The organism is Rothia sp. SD9660Na, from assembly GCF_030064065.1.
Lineage (GTDB): Bacteria > Actinomycetota > Actinomycetes > Actinomycetales > Micrococcaceae > Rothia.
Genome location: NZ_CP125946.1, coordinates 1,204,683 through 1,222,550 on the forward strand (window position 1 = coordinate 1,204,683; position 17,868 = coordinate 1,222,550).

General features: G+C 60.1%; 17 protein-coding genes. 13 read left to right on the forward strand and 4 right to left on the reverse strand.

Going from position 1 to position 17,868, the window contains the following annotated elements; all coding sequences use genetic code 11:
• Positions 1-524: 524 nt before the first annotated feature.
• The 4 genes from QM007_RS05875 (at position 525) to holA (ending at position 4,563) form a co-directional block, all read left to right on the forward strand.
• Complete coding sequence (locus QM007_RS05875; protein WP_283489111.1) at positions 525-986, forward strand: helix-hairpin-helix domain-containing protein; 462 nt, start codon at positions 525-527, stop codon at positions 984-986.
• A gap of 239 nt (positions 987-1,225) precedes the next feature.
• Positions 1,226-2,575: a ComEC/Rec2 family competence protein gene (locus QM007_RS05880; RefSeq protein WP_283489112.1), complete on the forward strand. Its 1,350-nt coding sequence runs from the start codon at positions 1,226-1,228 to the stop codon at positions 2,573-2,575.
• On the forward strand, positions 2,572-3,501 hold the full coding sequence (locus tag QM007_RS05885) for a ComEC/Rec2 family competence protein (protein ID WP_283489113.1): 930 nt from the start codon (positions 2,572-2,574) through the stop codon (positions 3,499-3,501). The genes QM007_RS05880 and QM007_RS05885 overlap by 4 nt, the downstream gene beginning before the upstream one ends.
• Positions 3,502-3,555: 54 nt before the next feature.
• Positions 3,556-4,563, forward strand: a complete 1,008-nt coding sequence (gene holA, locus QM007_RS05890) for a DNA polymerase III subunit delta (protein WP_283489114.1) — start codon at positions 3,556-3,558, stop codon at positions 4,561-4,563.
• A gap of 102 nt (positions 4,564-4,665) precedes the next feature.
• Here the strand turns inward: holA and rpsT are convergent, their stop codons facing one another.
• On the reverse strand, positions 4,666-4,929 hold the full coding sequence (gene rpsT / locus QM007_RS05895) for a 30S ribosomal protein S20 (RefSeq protein WP_185172890.1): 264 nt from the start codon (positions 4,927-4,929) through the stop codon (positions 4,666-4,668).
• 322 nt (positions 4,930-5,251) lie between these two features.
• Positions 5,252-5,845 carry a type II toxin-antitoxin system PemK/MazF family toxin gene (locus QM007_RS05900; RefSeq protein WP_283491010.1) on the reverse strand — a complete coding sequence of 198 codons (594 nt, stop codon included), beginning with the start codon at positions 5,843-5,845 and terminating at the stop codon, positions 5,252-5,254.
• 143 nt (positions 5,846-5,988) lie between these two features.
• Here QM007_RS05900 and lepA point away from each other — a divergent pair, with 143 nt between their 5' ends.
• On the forward strand, positions 5,989-7,845 hold the full coding sequence (gene lepA, locus QM007_RS05905) for a translation elongation factor 4 (protein ID WP_283489115.1): 1,857 nt from the start codon (positions 5,989-5,991) through the stop codon (positions 7,843-7,845).
• Positions 7,845-9,095 carry a radical SAM family heme chaperone HemW gene (gene hemW, locus QM007_RS05910; RefSeq protein ID WP_283489116.1) on the forward strand — a complete coding sequence of 417 codons (1,251 nt, stop codon included), beginning with the start codon at positions 7,845-7,847 and terminating at the stop codon, positions 9,093-9,095. The genes lepA and hemW overlap by 1 nt, the downstream gene beginning before the upstream one ends.
• An 88-nt stretch (positions 9,096-9,183) precedes the next feature.
• Here hemW and QM007_RS05915 read toward each other — a convergent pair whose 3' ends face one another.
• Both QM007_RS05915 and QM007_RS05920 read right to left on the reverse strand, forming a co-directional pair.
• Positions 9,184-9,600: a DUF4870 domain-containing protein gene (locus QM007_RS05915; protein ID WP_283489117.1), complete on the reverse strand. Its 417-nt coding sequence runs from the start codon at positions 9,598-9,600 to the stop codon at positions 9,184-9,186.
• A gap of 158 nt (positions 9,601-9,758) precedes the next feature.
• Entirely contained in the window at positions 9,759-10,616 is an 858-nt protein-coding gene (locus QM007_RS05920; RefSeq protein ID WP_283491011.1) for a DUF3097 family protein, read from the reverse strand.
• Positions 10,617-10,793: 177 nt separating this feature from the next.
• Between QM007_RS05920 and hrcA the strand changes: the two genes are divergently transcribed.
• From hrcA to QM007_RS05955, 7 genes are all read left to right on the forward strand, one after another.
• Positions 10,794-11,786: a heat-inducible transcriptional repressor HrcA gene (hrcA, locus tag QM007_RS05925; RefSeq protein WP_283489118.1), complete on the forward strand. Its 993-nt coding sequence runs from the start codon at positions 10,794-10,796 to the stop codon at positions 11,784-11,786.
• Positions 11,787-11,832: 46 nt separating this feature from the next.
• Positions 11,833-12,963 (forward strand): molecular chaperone DnaJ, encoded by a 1,131-nt coding sequence (dnaJ, locus tag QM007_RS05930; RefSeq protein WP_283489119.1) that lies wholly within the window; start codon positions 11,833-11,835, stop codon positions 12,961-12,963.
• Positions 12,964-12,972: 9 nt separating this feature from the next.
• Positions 12,973-13,731, forward strand: a complete 759-nt coding sequence (locus QM007_RS05935) for a 16S rRNA (uracil(1498)-N(3))-methyltransferase (protein WP_283489120.1) — start codon at positions 12,973-12,975, stop codon at positions 13,729-13,731.
• A gap of 82 nt (positions 13,732-13,813) precedes the next feature.
• Positions 13,814-14,914: a PhoH family protein gene (locus QM007_RS05940; protein ID WP_283489121.1), complete on the forward strand. Its 1,101-nt coding sequence runs from the start codon at positions 13,814-13,816 to the stop codon at positions 14,912-14,914.
• 10 nt (positions 14,915-14,924) lie between these two features.
• Complete coding sequence (gene ybeY, locus QM007_RS05945; RefSeq protein ID WP_502949098.1) at positions 14,925-15,425, forward strand: rRNA maturation RNase YbeY; 501 nt, start codon at positions 14,925-14,927, stop codon at positions 15,423-15,425.
• A 3-nt stretch (positions 15,426-15,428) separates the two neighbouring features.
• On the forward strand, positions 15,429-16,706 hold the full coding sequence (locus tag QM007_RS05950; protein ID WP_283489123.1) for a hemolysin family protein: 1,278 nt from the start codon (positions 15,429-15,431) through the stop codon (positions 16,704-16,706).
• Positions 16,707-16,745: 39 nt separating this feature from the next.
• Positions 16,746-17,828 (forward strand): GTPase Era, encoded by a 1,083-nt coding sequence (locus QM007_RS05955; RefSeq protein ID WP_283489124.1) that lies wholly within the window; start codon positions 16,746-16,748, stop codon positions 17,826-17,828.
• Positions 17,829-17,868 lie beyond the last annotated feature (40 nt).

Below are 17,868 nucleotides of genomic sequence, written 5' to 3' on the forward strand. Positions count from 1 at the left end.
CACAGGTGCCGTCGGCCTTGGCCTTGACGATTAGAAGCTCTTAGCCTGGGGCCATGTCTCAGAACTCTAGGTACCCCGCTGATACCCCACCGTCTGTTTCGGTTGAACCTGCCGATACCTATGCAGGTCAACCGAGTCAGACCGATTATCTCTTGCGCAGCAGGCGCCACGGCCCTGCTCCTGCGAGCGCCTCCCGGAGCCCCCGCCATCGAGCGCTTCTTGAGCGTGCTTTGGCGTCTTCCGGTTCGGAGACTCCCGGTCTTGGTCCGCAGGCTTCGGTGACCCGGTGGCGGGTACCTACGGGTGCGCTGGTGATTCTTGCTCTTGTCTTGGGTCTGGTTGCTCTGTGGCCTGTGGTGTTTTCTAGTGGCGGCTCGTCTGTGTCGGCGGTTCCTGTGGCTCCTTCTGGGGGTGATGTGGTGCCTGCTGACGGGGGCAGCCCGGTGCCGGGCGATGATACAGGGCAGGGGTTGAGCACCGGGTCGGCCGCTACTTCAGTTGCCGCTCATGGGGGAGGTGCGCCTGTGGTGGTTCATGTTGCCGGTGCGGTGCTGACTCCGGGAGTCTACGAGCTGGATTCTGGGAGCCGGGTAAATGATGCGGTCACAGCTGCCGGTGGTCTCAGGAGCGATGCGGATACATCGGCGATTAACCTGGCAGCCCCTGCTAGTGACGGGAGCCAGGTGTATATTCCGGTGCAGGGTGAGGCAGCACCTAGCTCGGCGGGCGGCACAGAGGTCGCTAACGGATCGGCTGGTACGTTTCCCGGTACAGACAGGGGTGCGGACGTCGGCGGGCTAGTGAATATCAATACGGCAAGCGTCGAGGAGCTTCAGACCCTGCCGAAGGTCGGCCCGGTGCTAGCTGCATCGATTATTAGCTGGCGGGAGCAGTACGGGGGTTTCAGCTCGGTGGATGAGCTGGACCAGGTTTCGGGCATTGGGCCAGCCACTCTCGAAGCTCTCCGCCCGTTGGTGACGGTATGAAAAAGGTTCTAGCTGCTGGGTGGAGCTGGCAACAGGCTCAAACTGAACGGGCCGAACATCGGCGGGTGCAACCCCGCCTGACCGATGCCCGTCTTGTGGCACCTGCTGTGGGGCTCTGGTGTTTTACCGCCCTGTGGATTCTTGTCGGGGCCCGGTGGGCGCTCTGGGTTGGGGCCCTGCTCGCTTGCCTTGCTCTGGGCTCTTGGTGCAGTGCGCAGCTTTTAGCCCGGAAAAGTGTTGTGAAGGTGAAAGGCCCACTGGCCCAGGCACCGGTCTTTGTGTCATATACTCTGGCGCTAATCTGCCTGCTCGCTGCCTTACAGACTGTTGCCCTTCAGGCCAGGGGCTACCCTCAACAGTGGGAGCTGATGCAGGCTCTGAACGGGCAGGGAATCCGCGTGACTGCTGAAATAACTGAGGCCCGGCCTGCTCCGACGGGTGGGTATAGGTTGCAGGTAGAAACCGTGGAGATAAAACAGGCTTCAAGGGCCTGGGCCCAGCGGGTACCGCTCAGCATCTATACAGATAAACTTTTTATTCCGGGCAGCACTGTCAGTGCGGTGGGGGAGTTGAAGGTCAGCGGAACCTACTACCGGTTGCAGGGAGCTGTGAGCCTACTGGAGCAACCGGCTTCTGTAGCCCCTCTCTTCGAGCTTAAGAGCGGGTTACGCGATAGGGCAGTTGAACATCTGGGTACCGAACAGGCTGGCCTGCTCCTGGGCATGGCCTACGGCGATGATTCTTCACTTCCTGCACCGGCTCTTTCATCTTTGCGAGTGGCCGGTCTAACGCACCTGACAGCTGTTTCAGGGGCTAACATTACCCTGATTTTTGTCGTCGCCTACCGTCTGCTCTACCCGCTGTGGCCCCGGCGCCCTGCCCTCATAGCAGTCGGAGTAGCCGCGTCATCGGCCTACGTCTTGTTGGTAGGGCTTGACGGTTCGGTACTCAGAGCCTGGACGATGGGCCTGCTGGGAGCTCTAGGTCTGATTCTTGGCCACGGAGCCTACCGTTTGGCTTTCCTCTCAACCTGCGTGATGGCCCTTCTTCTGGCATCGCCGACCCTTGCCACTCACTACGGCTTTATTCTCTCGGTCGTGGCTACAGCTTCCCTCCTGATACTGGCGCCTGCTCTTTCGCGGCTCCTCAGTAGGGGGCTGCCCCTTCTGCTCGCTGACCTGGTAGCACTACCCTGTGCAGCTAGCCTCTGGTGCGCGCCGGTTATCCTGATACTTTCCGAGTCCATCTACCCCTATACGGTCCTAGCTAATCTTCTGGTCGCTCCTTTGGTAGCACCTATTACCGTGCTGGGGTTACTGGCCCTCATCGGCTACGCCCTGGGGCTAGCTCACCCCCTGCTCGATGCCCTCATGAGTATCGGTGGCTTTCTTACCCAGGGGCTGCTAGCGGTTGCTGCCTGGTGCCACAAGCTACCGGCAAGCCAGCTACCCCTAGCGCTTTCACCGCTTACTCTAGGGTTGACCCTACTGGCCGTTGTGGGTATCAGCTGGCTAGTTCTCTCAGCGGACAGGTCTCTCAACTCCCTGCCCGCAGCTCGCTTGCCTCGACTGCTAGGGGGCAGGCCGTGAACCGCAGGAGAAACAAAAGCCTGGTCGATCTTGCCCTCCTAGTGCTCGTGATAGGTCTAGCGGTTTTCCTGCTGCACGACCGCTGGCCGGCTTCTTACCGGGCCCCTGAGCACTGGCAGTGGATTACCTGCGATGTAGGACAGGGGGACGCCCACCTAATCCGCACCGGCCAGCAGTCGGCCTACCTTCTTGACACCGGCGACGATTACTCGGCGCTCAAGTCCTGCCTAGACTGGGCCGGAGTAGACCAGCTGGAAGCTGTGCTCATTACCCATGCCCATAGCGACCATGATGGGGCGCTACGACAGGTTCAAAGTGACTTCGCCCAGCCGACGCTAGTGACGTCGCCCCATTACAGCAGACAGGGGGAGCAGACCCCGGTCACTCAAGGAACAGCTGCCTATCGGCTTGCTGCGGGCTCGGCCTTCCCCTCAGCGTCCGTTAACGCAGGGTGGCACGAGGCAGCCGATCAGCCCCTGGGCCGGGTGCTCTGGCCCCCGGAGCAGGCCCAACGAATTCCCGGCGCAACCGGCTCCTCTAGCTGGGTTAACAATTCCTCCCTCGTCATCCACTGGTCATTACCTGCCAGGGAGACCAGCCAGAGGCCGCTGACCGTGCTTACCACGGGGGATCTTGAGGCGGACGCCGCCCACCGGCTTCTTGCCGAATCAGCGAGTCAGATGCCTGCCGACGTCCTTAAAATTGCCCACCACGGCTCGGTAGGCAGCGGTACCGACCTGATCATCGCAACCAGCCCCTCCCTAGCGCTCATCCCCGTGGGGGCCGGTAACAGCTACGGGCACCCGCATGAGAGTATTCTCAGCTTCCTGAACCGGCGTTCTATCCCCGCTGCCCGCACAGACCTTTCGGGGCATCTGGCACTGACCACCAGTGACCGGGGGATTGAGGTCATCGCCTCGGGCTAAACCTGCACAAAACCGCTTTATCTGACAAGATAGAAAGGCACCCAAGGAGGATACATGGCACGCACACCCCGCAACCGCTCAGCTGGGCCAGATAACGGCTGGCGATCGGTTCCGCTTGCTCCGCTCGTTTTGCTCTACGGCCCCGAAGAGTACTTTGCCTCCCGGGCTACCCAGCGGCTCCGCCAGCTCTTTGAAGAGGCCCACGGCAGCTACGAACTCACCAGTCTCTCGGCCAAAGATTACCGGGCCGGGCAGCTAGACGTCCTTGCCAGCCCCTCCCTTTTCGACGAACCCAAAATCATTGAGGTCACCCAGGTGGCTTCCATGAGCGACGCCTTCCTGCAGGACGCTCTTGCCTATGCCTCCGCGCCCCACGACTCCACCCTGGTGGTACTGCACCATGCAGGCGGTAACAGGGGTAAAAAGCTCATTGATACCATCAAGGCCAATAAGTCCTACCCGGTGGTCGAGTGTAAGGCCCTTAAGAATGAACGCGACCGGCTGGACTTCGTCATGTACGAGTTCCGCTCGGCCCAGCGCTCTATTGACCCGCCCGCAGCTGCAGCTCTCGCGGCAGCAACTAGTGATATCTCAGAACTAGCGTCGGCTGCCCGCCAGCTCATTGCAGATGATCCGGGTACCATCACCGTAGATACTATCGACCGCTACTTCGGCGGCCGTACCGAGGTCACGGCCTTTAAGGTGGGCGATGCTGCGGTAGCGGGCAACAGCAGGGAAGCCATTAAACTGCTCCGCCAGGCAATCGATACCGGAAGTGACCCTATCCCTATCCTGGGTGCCCTGGCTGCCCGCATGCGCAACATCGCCAAAGTGCACGGGGTGCGCGGTAGCTCCAACCAGCTGGCGGGCGACCTCAAGATGACACCCTGGCAGGTAGAAGCTGCGCAGCGCGATTCCCGCAGGTATGCACCTGCCGACCTGGCCCGCGTCCTGGCTCTGCTGGCCGATACCGATGCCCAGCTCAAGGGCGAGAATCTTGACTCCTTCTACCCCTTAGAAAAAGCCGTCCTGGCTATTTCCCAGGCCTCCCGCACTCACTAGCATACAGGGCCAGAAAGCACAAGGCCCCGCTCCCATGAAAGGGAGCGGGACCTTGCGTCACTTCGCTCTTAGACGCCGGCTAGAGGGGCCGGAATATAGAACTTAGGAAAGCTTGTTGACGAGAACGGTCAGACCGGACTTCTTGTTAGCTGCGTTCTTCTTGTGCAGAACACCCTTAGAAACAGCCTTGTCCAGCTTGCGGTTCGCAACACGAAGAGCTTCAGTTGCAGCTTCAACGTTCTGAGCTTCAACTGCCTCGTTGACCTTACGGATGGAGGTCTTGAGATCTGACTTGATTGCGTTGTTGCGCAGACGAGCCTTCTCGTTGGTGAGGATGCGCTTCTTCTGGGACTTGATGTTAGCCACGATTAAAAACTTTCTGTTTTTGTCTAATTGGTCGGTGAGGGCTGCGCTGACCGGTCATCGACTGAGCGGCGTGGGGATGCCTATGGCAACCAGTCAGCAGTGCCCGATGACCATCGGACACACAAGGGTTAATTTTATCAGCTCCGCCCCTCCTTAGGGCAGAGATATAAGCAACAATTTCTTAGATTCTGCCAGATTGGGTGGAGCAGGCTCGTAGCGACGCTGCTGGCTCGGGGCTGGCGTGAATCGCCTGTGAGCGAAGCGAACCGGCGAGAGGGTCGGCAGCGAGCGCGAGCCTGTATAACCCCTTTGAGTAAGTCTCTTAGCGACGGCGGTAGGCTTCGGCGATGAAGTCGAAGGTTGCCCTGTCCATGATGGCTCCTTCACGGCGGATACCGTTTGGGTTGAGCTGAATCACCCGGTTGAGTTTGACCTCGGAATCGCGCCCTTCCTTGTCCCATACACCTGCGCCGATGTCCAGGTAGTTGGGGTCGGCGGTGCGGGAGTTGGAGTGGTCCTTACTGGTGAGCATGAGCCCCAGCAGGTAAGAACCGGAGCGGCCAATGACCAGGACAGGGCGGTCCTTGCCCTGGCTGTAGTCCTCTTCGAAGGGGACCCAGGCCCAGACGACTTCGCCGGGGTCAGCGTCGCCGTCAAGAGCGGGGGAGTAGTCAAAGGCTACCGAGCCGAAGTAGTCGCCGGGGTAGCCGCCCTGTTCCCAGCTTCCGATGGAGGGGGCGGACGCTGCTGCCCCGTTTCCTGCCGGGTAGCCGGTGGCGTAGGGGTTGGAGGGGGCTGAGGGGCGGGTGCCGGCGCCCTGCTGCTTATTCTTCTGGTTCTGGTACTTGTTCCATTCCCGGTAGATGCGCTGGCCGATGTTTAGTGCCTGCTGGATGGTTCGCATGTTGATCTTCATGGTCACTACAATAATCGCTGCTCCTCGGCGCGCGGGCAGACACGCACCGGCTAAATGTGAGAAACTGGTTAACTGATTTCTACCGTCAGAGACCCGGTAGGCTCCCATGAGCTTTCTGAGAGTCGTGAAAGGACCCAACACACGTGTCACCCTTGGCGACCAACCCGCCCAAACCGGCGGCCACTGACCCTTCCGTTATCCGTAACTTCTGCATTATCGCGCATATTGACCACGGTAAGTCCACCCTGGCGGACCGCATGCTGCAGGCCACCGGCGTGGTTACTCCGCGCGAGATGAAGGCCCAGTATCTTGACCGTATGGATATCGAGCGTGAGCGCGGTATCACTATTAAGTCCCAGGCTGTTCGTATGCCCTGGGAGGTGGGTGGTATCAACTATGCCCTGAATATGATTGACACCCCCGGTCACGTGGACTTCACCTACGAGGTCTCCCGTTCTCTGGCTGCCTGTGAGGGTGCACTGCTGCTGGTGGATGCTGCTCAGGGTATTGAGGCTCAGACTCTGGCTAACCTCTACCTGGCTATGGAAAATGACCTGACCATTATTCCGGTGCTCAACAAGATTGACCTTCCGGCAGCCCAGCCCGATAAGTATGCCGAGGAACTGGCTAACCTGATTGGCGTTGAGCCTGAAGATGTGCTGCGGGTTTCGGGTAAGACCGGTGAGGGTGTACCCGAGCTGCTGGACCGCATCGTTGAGCTTCTGCCCGCGCCCGAGGGTCAGGCTGATGCCCCCGCCCGCGCCATGATTTTTGACTCTGTCTACGACTCCTACCGCGGTGTGGTCACCTACGTTCGTGTGGTGGACGGCAAGCTGGAACCCCGCCAGAAGATCAAAATGATGTCTACCGGTGCCGAGCATGACCTGCTGGAAATCGGTGTGATTTCTCCCGAGCCCAAGCCGACCGACGGCCTGGGCGTGGGCGAGGTGGGCTACCTGATTACCGGTGTGAAGGACGTCCGCCTGTCTCGCGTGGGTGATACCGTCACCGGTGCCCACAAGCCTGCTGCAGAAGAGTTAGGTGGCTACGAGGACCCCAAGCCCATGGTTTTCTCGGGCCTCTTCCCGATTGACGGCTCTGACTACCCGGCCCTGCGTGACGCCCTCGATAAGTTGCAGCTCAACGACGCCGCCCTGATTTACGAGCCTGAGACCTCTGCGGCTCTGGGCTTCGGTTTCCGCTGTGGCTTCCTGGGTCTGCTCCACCTTGAAATTGTGCGTGAGCGCCTGGAACGCGAGTTCAACCTCGATTTGATTTCTACTGCCCCCAACGTTATCTACGATGTGGTGGCTGAGGACGGCACCACCCAGCGCGTGACCAACCCCTCCGAGTTCCCCGAGGGTAAGGTCGCAACCATTCGCGAACCGATGGTAGCCTGCACCATCATTGCCCCGAACGAGTTTGTGGGCGCGATTATGGAACTGTGCCAGTCCCGCCGCGGCACCATGGGTGGCATGGACTACCTCTCCCAGGATCGCGTGGAGCTGCGCTACCGTCTGCCCCTGGCCGAAATTGTCTTTGACTTCTTTGACCAGCTCAAGTCCAAAACCCGCGGTTACGCCTCGCTGGACTGGAAGTTTGACGGTGAGGAAGAGGCCGACCTGGTCAAGGTCGATATTCTGCTGCAGGGCGAGAAGGTTGACGCTTTCTCGGCCATTACCCACCGTGATAAGGCCTACTCCTATGGCGTGATGATGACCGGCAAGCTGCGCGAGCTGATCCCTCGCCAGCAGTTTGAGGTGCCGATTCAGGCTGCTATTGGCTCTCGCATTATTGCCCGTGAGAATATCCGCGCTATGCGTAAGGACGTTCTGTCTAAGTGCTATGGTGGCGATATTTCGCGTAAGCGTAAGCTGCTGGAGAAGCAGAAGGAAGGTAAGAAGCGTATGAAGATGGTGGGCCGTGTTGAGGTTCCCCAGGAAGCCTTCATCGCTGCCCTGTCTTCCGGTGAAGAAGGTAAGGACAAGGGCAAGAAGTAATGCCGGCCCAGCCTCTGGGCGCTCCGGCTCCCTTGGACGGCAGAATCCCCGCTGATTCTGCCGTCCTCGGCGTTGAGCGCGATTTTTCTCTCTACGTGCACGTGCCCTTTTGTTCGGTGCGGTGCGGTTATTGTGATTTCAATACCTATGCCACCGAGGATTTCGGCAATGGCGTAGGCTTGGGCACCTATGCCGAGGACGCCATCGCCGAGTTGCGCTTTGCCCGGCAGGTTTTGCGCGAGTCGGGTGTAGCTGACCGTCCGCTCTACTCGGTCTTTTTTGGTGGGGGTACACCCACCAAGCTGCCCGCAGCTGACCTTGTGAGGATTCTGCGCGAAGCGGTTGAGCTGTTTGGTGTAGAAGAGGGTGCTGAAGTAACCACCGAGGCTAACCCTGACTCGGTGACCCGCGAGGACCTTGAGACTCTGAAGGCCGGTGGCTTTACCCGGGTGTCCTTCGGTATGCAGTCAGTAGTCCCAGAGGTGCTTCAGGTGCTCGACCGTACCCACACTCCGGCGAATGTTCCCAAGGTGGTCTCCTGGGCTAAGGAGGTTGGGCTTCAGGTGTCGGTTGACCTAATTTACGGGTCGCCAGGGGAGAGCCTAGCGCAGTGGGAGCAGTCAGTGCGGGCTGCGGTGTCGTATGCCCCCGACCATATCTCTGCCTATTCGCTCATCGTTGAAGAGGGTACCAAGCTGGCTGCCCAGATTCGGCGGGGCGATTACACCATGCCCGACGAGGACCTGATGGCGGATATGTACCTGCTGGCTGAACAGATCTTCAATGAGGCTGGCTACCACTGGTATGAGGTGTCGAACTATGCCAAGTCACCGGAGTATCGTTCCCGCCATAACTATGCCTACTGGCGTAACCAGGACTGGTGGGGCATTGGCCCCGGCGCCCACTCGCATGTGAACGGCACCCGCTGGTGGAACGTCAAGCACCCGGTCCCCTATGCCAGCCGAGTCCGTGCTGGTCAAAGTCCGGCTGCTGCCCGCGAGGTTTTGGGGGAGCAGACCCGTAGGTTTGAGGACATCATGCTACAGGTTAGGGTTATTGACGGCCTAGAGACTTCCCGCCTGTTGGAGGGTGGCGATGCTGCCCGAATCGAGGCGTCACTGAATTGGCTTCAGGGGCAGGGTTTGATTGACCCCGAGGCTAGAGCGGGCGGACGCGTGCAGCTCACCCTCCAGGGGCGCCTGCTAGGCGACGCGGTGACCAGGGAGCTCCTCCCCGATATCGACAGCTAACTACGTTTGACCTGCCAGGGGAAACGAAGGGGGCGGTCTGACTCAGCTGAGTCAGACCGCCCCCTTCATGTTCTAGCGGCCCGGGTGCCTACTTACCGCGGCGAGTGAGCTTGCTGAAAAGACGGGTATTGCCCTTGTACTGGTAGGGGTTGCCGTGGGTTACCTTCACACCGGCAATCAGAGCTGAGATAGCCAAGTAGGTCCAGGCCAGGGCAGCGATGAGGCCGAAGAGCCAGCCAATACCTGGAATGTTGCTGAGCATAATAGAGATAGCCAGAACCAGGGTGGGTAGCAGGGTGAAGTCAAGAGCTTCACGAGATTCCTGCTCGGTGAAGGGGCCACGGCCTCGGTAGAGGTAGTAGATGACGGCCGCGGGAATACAACCTAGCACGCCCCCAAAGTGTGCAGCGGTTGCGATATTGCGGTCTGCGCTAACAGACAGGTGTGCAGCGGTTGCAGGTGACCCCTTGTAGGCGGTCGAGGAAGGTGCTGATGCGGTCTTCAAGAATTCTTCTCTTTGAGGTTGAAGGGCGAATGAGTGATGTGCAGGCTTTTAAGCCCACCAGTCACAATTTTAGTCAAAGCCGGGGGAGGGCGGTATATGTGAAGCCTACGAATTTATGGGGGAGCAGGACGATATTTGTCACACCGGCTGTACCCGCTCTAGCCTGCTGACCCATCCAGGGTGACGAAGTCAATGAGGTGTTCTACGGGCCCTAAGAGACTTGGTTCAAGGTCGGTGTAGGAGTTGACCCTCTTGAGGATGGAATCCCAGCCGGCGCGGACATCCCCGGGGGTCTCTGCCGCCCGGCCGAAACGCCGCAGTATGCCGGTCTTCCAATCTTCCCTGCGGGGAACTTCGGGCCAGGCCTGTAAGCCCAATACCTGGGGCTTGACGGCCTGCCAGATATCCACAAAGGGGTGGCCCACAATCAGCACGTTATCGCGGGCACCTGCTACGGCCATGGCCTCTTGTGCGATGTGCTCTTCCTTACTTCCCGCCACCAGGTGATCTACCAGAATTCCTAGCCTGCGGTGGGGAGCTGGGCCAAAGGCTGCAACAGCACCAGCGAGGTCATCAACCCCGTGCAGAGGCTCCACCACGATACCCTCAACCCGTAGGTCGTGGCCCCAGACCTTTTCAATGAGCTCGGCATCGTGTACGCCCTCCACCCAGATACGGCTGGCTCTGGCCGTCCGCGCTAGAGCGTTTTCCACCGCAACCGACCCCGACCGAGAAACCTGCCGTGTAGCGGTCTTAGGCTTCTGCTGAGGCTTGGTTAGGTCAATGCTGCGACCCTCAAGCAAAAACCCCGGCCCCAGGGGGAAGAACTTGATTCGGCCCCGCCGGTCTTCGAGGCCCACCTGGGGGCCGGACGCCGTAGCCCGCAGGGTCACTGCCGCCCCCACAAAGCCGGTGGCGGCGTCCTCTAACACCATGCCGGGGGTAAGAGGTACCTTGGGCAGGGCAGGGCGGTGGGAGGTGAGGTCGGCCTGACCCCAAGTATCGCGGTAGTCCATCGGTGTGTCTCTCACTCTCTCATCCAGGGGCATTAGCCATCAGCGTACCGAGTTCTGATTCTAGTTCAGTGGTATTAGAGTTAACGGGTAACTTAGCACTCAAGGTCATCAAGTGCTAACTTAGCCCCGCAGATCTCTTCGCCCGCCTAACGAAGACCTATGAGCCCAGGAGGTGCCGTGAACCACCCGAGACGCTTGCAAGTTCTGCAAGCCATCGTCGAAGAATACGTGCACACCCGCGAGCCCGTGGGGTCCAAAACCCTGCTTGAGCGGCACCAGCTGGGGGTTTCCAGCGCCACCGTCCGCAACGACATGGCAGCCCTTGAAGAACAGGGTCTCATCCAGGCCCCCCACGCCAGCGCCGGGCGGGTGCCCACCGACCGAGGCTACCGCCTTTTCGTTGACCAGATATCGTCCTTACAACCCCTCTCTGACGCTGAAAAACGGGCGATTCGCACCTTACTCGATAGTGCCGAAAGCGTTGATGAGATGATGAAGACCAGCGTGCGTCTACTCTCATCACTCACCCATCAGGTAGCTATGGTGCAGTACCCCACCGGCCCGGCTGCCAGTGTGCGTCATATCGAGCTGGTCTCCCTCTCCAGCTCCACGGTGCTGCTAATCCTTATCACCGACTCCGGCCATGTTAACCAGCGCACCCTCACCCTCGCCCACAGCCCCGAAGAGCTTGCAGTAGCCCGCCAGCAACTCCTTGACCTCTACGCCAACCGTACGCTCGACAGCATAGCCGCAGCACCGGCGTCCGTCCCCGGTACTAACCTGCTCGGTCCCCTTACCGAGGCCTTGCACCTACTTGCAGCCCAGGGGGCCTCATCGCAGGTGCTGATTGCGGGAACCTCCTACCTTGCTGCCTCGACCGTAGATTTCAGAGGCAGCATCGCCCCGGTACTCGATGCCCTAGAAGAGCAGGTTGCGCTCCTCAAGCTACTCACCGACCTAGAGCACGATGAACGCGGATTTGCCGTGAGTATTGGCTCTGAGAACCGCAGCGAATCCCTGGCCGAAACCTCCGTCATCGCCAGTAGTTACGGGCCCGGGGGAGCTGCCCACGTGGGAGTCGTTGGCCCCACCCGCATGGACTACACCAGCACCGTCTCCAAGGTCAACGCCGTAGCCCGCTACCTATCCAAGATTTTGGGCCAGGCCTAGCCCTGCGCCTACCCCCTTTAAACCAGCCCATCGAAAGAGAGAACCAGTGAGCAGTCACTACGAAACCCTCGGCGTCTCACGCGATGCCAGCCCCGAAGAAATCAAGAAGGCCTACCGTAAGAAGGCCCGCCAGTTGCACCCCGACATCAACCCTTCGGAAGAAGCTGCCGAGGAGTTCAAGCGCGTCTCTCTCGCCCACGATGTGCTCTCTGACCCCGAAAAGCGCCGCATCTATGACCAGACCGGCAACGAAAACGGCACCGCCGGTGGCTTCGGTGCAGGAGCAGGCGGCTTCGGCGGGGGCTTTGGCGGCTTCCAAGACATCTTCGATACCTTCTTCAACTCTACCCCGCGCGGCCCCCAGAGCCGCGTCCGCCAGGGCCAGGACGCCCTCATCAACGTCAAGATTGACCTCAAAGATGCCGTCTTTGGCGCCAACAAGCCCATCACCGTTGATACCGCCGTCACCTGTGACCTCTGCAAGGGCGAAGGAACCGCTGAGGGCACCCACCCCGAAACCTGCGACACCTGCCACGGCCAGGGCTACATGCAGCGCCAGGTCCAGTCAATTCTGGGCACCGTTGTGCAGCCCGTTGAGTGCCCCACCTGCCGCGGGTTCGGCACCGTCATCAAACACCCCTGCGCTGAATGCTACGGCGAAGGCCGCGTGCGGGAACGCAAGCCCCTCACCATCAAAATTCCCGCCGGCGTCACCAACGGCGCCCGCATCCGCCTGGCAGGCCAGGGCGAAGCCGGCACCGCAGGCGGCCCCAATGGCGACCTCTACGTTGAGCTGCGCGTCAACCCCGACCCCACCTTCAGCCGCGACGGCGATGACCTGGTAGCCACCGTAGGTGTGCCCATGACTGCCGCGGCCCTGGGCACCACCATCACTCTCGACACCTTCGACGGCCCCCAGCAGGTTCAGATTCCCACCGGAACCCAGTCAGGTGACGTGGTCACCCTTAAGGACCTGGGCGTCACCCACCTGCGCGGCGGCGGCCGCGGCGACATCCGCGTGCAGATTGAGGTGCGCACCCCCACCGACCTCACCGAGGAGCAGAAGAACCTGCTCAAGCAGTTCTCCGAGCTTCGCGGCGAGGACCTGCAGGTCAGCGAAACCGTCACCCACAAGCAGGGCGGCTTCTTCTCCCGCCTCAAAGACCACCTCAAATAGGACGACCCCATGAGCAACGCTGTCTACTACATCGAACCTGACGAGCTGGCTGCCCTGACGCCAGGTGCCACCCTGCACCTGACCGGCGACGAGGGGCACCACGCCCTCGTCAAACGTCCGGAGCTCGGGGAAGGGCTCGATGTGGTAGACGGTGAGGGCAACCGCGCTATCACCCGGGTTACTGAGCTGGGTCAGGACGGCCCTGTGCTTGAGGTCCTCGAGCTTACCGAAGATACGGTGGGGGTAGAGATATACCTGGTGCAGGCCCTGGCTAAGGGGGATAGGGATATCCAGGCCATTGAAATGGCCACTGAGCTGGGTGCCCACGGTATTGTGCCCTGGAGTGCCGACCGGTCGATTGTGCGCTGGAAGATGGAGCGGGCCGTCAAAGCACGGGCTAAGTGGCAGAATACCGTTCGGGCAGCAGCTAAGCAGTCCCGCCGGGCCCTGCTACCCCCGGTCTACGAGCAGCACTCAACCGCAGATTTAGCCGACCTTGCCCACGAGCTGGGGGAGGACGGGCTCTTCCTGGTTCTCCACGAGCAGGCAGATTACCGTCTCACCCAAGCTCTTGAAAAGCACCTGATCGATCGGGTGAAAGAGGTCTACTTCATCGTTGGCCCCGAAGGTGGTATCAGCCCCCGAGAACTCGACCTGCTTACGGAAGCCGGGGCCCACACGGTGCTGCTTGGCCCAGAAATCCTCCGTAGTTCTACCGCCGGTGCAGCCGCTATTTCTGCCCTCAACGTTGCGCTAGGACGCTGGTAAACCCCGTTCTGCTACAGGTAAAGTAAGAACTACCGCGTACGCTTTGTATTTCAAGGAGCTCTGACAGCCCGCACGGGCATCTATGACTACCTCATCTACGGCTAGTAGCCGCCCCCTCTCTGTTGCCCGCACCTTTTCTTTCCGGTCAACCGAAGAGATGGTCGCGGTGCTTGGCCCCCACGACGGAAATATCACCCTGATCGAGCAGGCCTTCCCCGGTCTCACTATTCGCCCCAAGGGGCTAGACGTCATCGTTACCGGCCCCTCAGAAACCGTAGCCACCACCGTCCGTCTGCTGGCTGAACTCACCATTTTGGTAGAGAACGACACCCAGATCACCGGCGAGGTGGTCAAGCGCATCATGGGCATGATGACCGCCAGCCTCTCACACCCAGCTACCGCGATTAGCCAGAATATTCTGAGCTCCCGGGGCAAGAATATTCGCCCGAAGACCATTAACCAGAAGTCCTATGTCGATGCTATCGATGCCAACACCGTGGTCTTTGGTATCGGCCCAGCAGGTACCGGTAAGACCTACCTGGCCATGGCTAAGGCGGTACAGGCCCTCCAGTCAAAGGAAGTCAACCGCATCATTCTGACCCGCCCAGCTGTCGAAGCTGGCGAGCGCCTAGGCTTCCTGCCTGGGTCGCTTAACGAGAAGATTGACCCCTATCTGCGCCCGCTCTACGATGCGCTGCACGACATGATGGACCCAGAGACCATTCCCCGTCTGATGGAGGCCGGGACCATTGAGGTAGCGCCCCTGGCCTATATGCGCGGCCGTACCCTGAACGACGCTTTCATCATTTTGGACGAAGCGCAGAACACTACGGTGGAGCAGATGAAAATGTTCCTGACCCGTTTAGGCTTTGGCTCCAAGATGGTGATTACCGGTGACGTCACCCAGGTAGACCTGCCCGGTGGTCAGGCCTCAGGTCTGAAGCAGATTCGCCAGATTCTGGAGGGTATTGACGATATCCATTTCGCGGTTCTGCAGGCCGAGGACGTGGTACGCCACTCCCTGGTCTCGGATATTGTGAGTGCCTACGATAAGTGGGACGATGCCAAGACCTCGATGGAGCGCCGCCGCAATCGCAAGGTTAAGCGCCAGACGATTGAGGCCGCCGCCGAGAAGCTGCTCCAGCAGTCAGGTATCGATGTAACCCCCGAGGAGAAGGCCTAGATACGTGAATATTGAGTTTGATATTGAAGAGCCCGGCGCAGAGGCGAGCGACTTTGTGCGTGAGTCTTTTGAGGCTGTCGATACCGAGGTGCTGGAGAAACTAGTTGCCCACGCCTTTTCCCACATGAAGGTTTCACCCGAGACCGAGCTGTCCATCGCCGTTGTGGGGGAAGCGGAGATGGAGCGCATCCATATCGATTGGATGGATCTACCCGGCCCTACCGACGTGATGAGCTTTCCCATGGACGAGCTGACCCCCGGCACCGACGAGGAGCTGGCCACCGGCGTCCTCGGCGATATTGTCTTGTGCCCGCCCGTTGCCGCCCGCCAGGGGGCGGACGCCGGCCACAGCACCCTCGATGAGCTCTGCCTGCTCACCACCCACGGCATCCTGCACTGCCTGGGCTTTGACCACGCTACGGCGGAAGAAGAGGCTGAAATGTTCGGTATTCAGCGCACCATTCTTGAAGAGTTTCTGGGGCGCCCGGCACCTGTAGAGACGAGGCACTAACCGGTGCTTTCTTCTGCTCTGCTGGCCTGTGCCGTCCTGCTCTTAGTCCTAGTGGGCTACCTGCTCACCGCCGTTGAGTCGTCCTACACCTACCTGCCCCGCTCAGAGGCCCAGCGCCTGGGGGAGGAGCCCGAGAACAAGAGTATTCGGGCTATTCTCGCTGACCCCGAGCCCTACTTCCGGTCCCTGCGTATCTGGCGGGTGCTGGCTGAGGTGTCTTCGGTCGTCTGTTTCTTCCTGCTGGTCCATGATCTGTTCAGCCGCACCTGGGTGAGCGTCCTGGTCACCCTGCTGGTCATGACCGTTATGGTCTTTGCCTTCTTCGGGGTCGCTCCCCGCCTGGTGGGCCGCACCAAGCACACCCAGGTCTTCTCGGCGATGGCCGGGGTGGTCTACGGGCTAGGCGTGCTCACCCGCCCTTTCTCGTCCGCTCTCACCGCCCTGTCCCGCAAGGTCAGCCCCAAGGACTCCGAGCAGGTTACCGGCATTTTCACTGAAGATGAGATTCTTGAGTTCGTTGACCGCGCAAGTTCTTCTGAGGCTATTGAGGACGACGAGGCCGAGATGGTGCAGTCCATCTTTGAACTCGATGAGACCCGCATCCGCTCAATTATGGTGCCGCGTGCCGATATGGTGACGGTTGACGTGACCGAAAGCCTGGACGACACTATCTCCCTCTTCCTGCGGTCGGGCTACTCCCGCGTGCCGGTGCTGGGGAAGTCCTTTGACGATGTGCGTGGCATGCTCTACCTCAAGGACGCCCTGGCCGCCTCGCGCGAGGCGGGAGCAGACCTTGCGAGCCTGGGTATCACCTCTTTGATGCGCCCGGTCCGCTATGAGCCAGAATCCAAGCGCGTGATGGATCTGCTCAAAGAAATGCAGCGCGAGTCTACCCACGTCGCAGTGGTCGTTGATGAGTACGGCGGAACCGCCGGTCTTGTAACCCTAGAAGATCTCATTGAAGAACTGGTCGGAGATATCTCTGACGAGTACGACAACGAGAAGCCCGAAATCACCCTGCAAGAGGACGGTACCTTCAAGATCAGCTCCCGCCTGAGCATCTGGGAGCTGGGCGAGCTCTTCGGCCTAGAACTTGATGATGAGGACGTCGATACGGTCGGCGGTTTGCTAGCTAAGCACCTGGGCCGGGTACCGATTATCGGCAGCGAAGTTGTTGTTGAGGGTATTCACATTAAGGCTATTGGTTCTCGTGGGCGCCGCAATAAGATTGGCACGCTCTCTGTTTGGGCAGACCCTGCGCCGCAACACCCTGTAAAGTAAAGCCAAGACATTACTTAATCCCATCATTGGAGTATCTGCATGGAGTTTGCTTCCTTCCCCGACGACTACACTGCGGGCTTTGCCGTTCTGGTAGGCCGCCCCAATGCCGGTAAGTCAACCCTCACCAATGCGCTGGTCGGGCAGAAGGTCGCTATTACCTCCAACCGCCCGCAGACTACCCGCCACACCATCCGCGGTATTGTGCACCGGGAGGACTTCCAGCTGGTGCTGGTTGATACCCCCGGCCTGCACCGTCCCCGTACCCTGCTGGGTGAGCGTCTAAACGACATGGTGGCGCAGACTCTCTCTGAGGTCGACGTCATTGGTTTCTGCATTCCTGCCGATGAAAAAATCGGCCCTGGTGACCGCTACATTGCGCAGCAGCTGGCGGCTTCGGGTAACAAGCCTATCGTCGCTATCGTCACCAAGGCCGATAAGGTGGGGCACGAGCAGCTGACCGAGCAGCTCCTTGCCGTTTCGGCGCTGGGCGATGAGGTTATGAGCGCTGAGCGGGCAGCCCGCCAGCAGCGCCGCGAACGTCAGGAACGCAAGAAGAAGGGGGAGGAGCTTCCCTTCCGTAAGGGCAGCGGCCCGGCAGCTACCCGCGATAAGGGTAAAGCTGCGTCTGTTCCCGTTAATGACGGCCGTGGCGGCTGGGCAGATATCATCCCGGTTTCTGCGGTCAAGGACTACCAGGTAGAAGAGGTCGCGAAGCTCCTTTCTTCCTACCTGCCTGACTCACCCCCGCTGTACCCCACCGGCGAGCTGACCGACGAGCCTGAGGCCACCCTGGTAGCTGAGCTGGTGCGAGAAGCGGCTCTGGAAGGCGTGCAGGACGAGCTGCCCCACTCGGTAGCCGTCACCGTTGAAGAGATGGAACTGCGCGAGGGCCGCAGCGAGGATAACCCCCTGCTCGATATTCACGTGAACCTCTTTGTGGAGCGAGACTCCCAAAAGGGAATTATCATTGGCAAGCGGGGAGCTCGCCTGAAAGAGATCGGTCAAACCGCCCGTAAGAACATTGAGGCCCTGCTCGGCACCAAGGTCTTCCTCTCCATTCACGTGAAGGTAGCCAAAGACTGGCAGCGCGACCCCCGTGCCCTGGGCAAGCTGGGCTTCTAAGTTTTCCCTTCTCATCAGGAGCTTCCTCCCAGTTTTACCC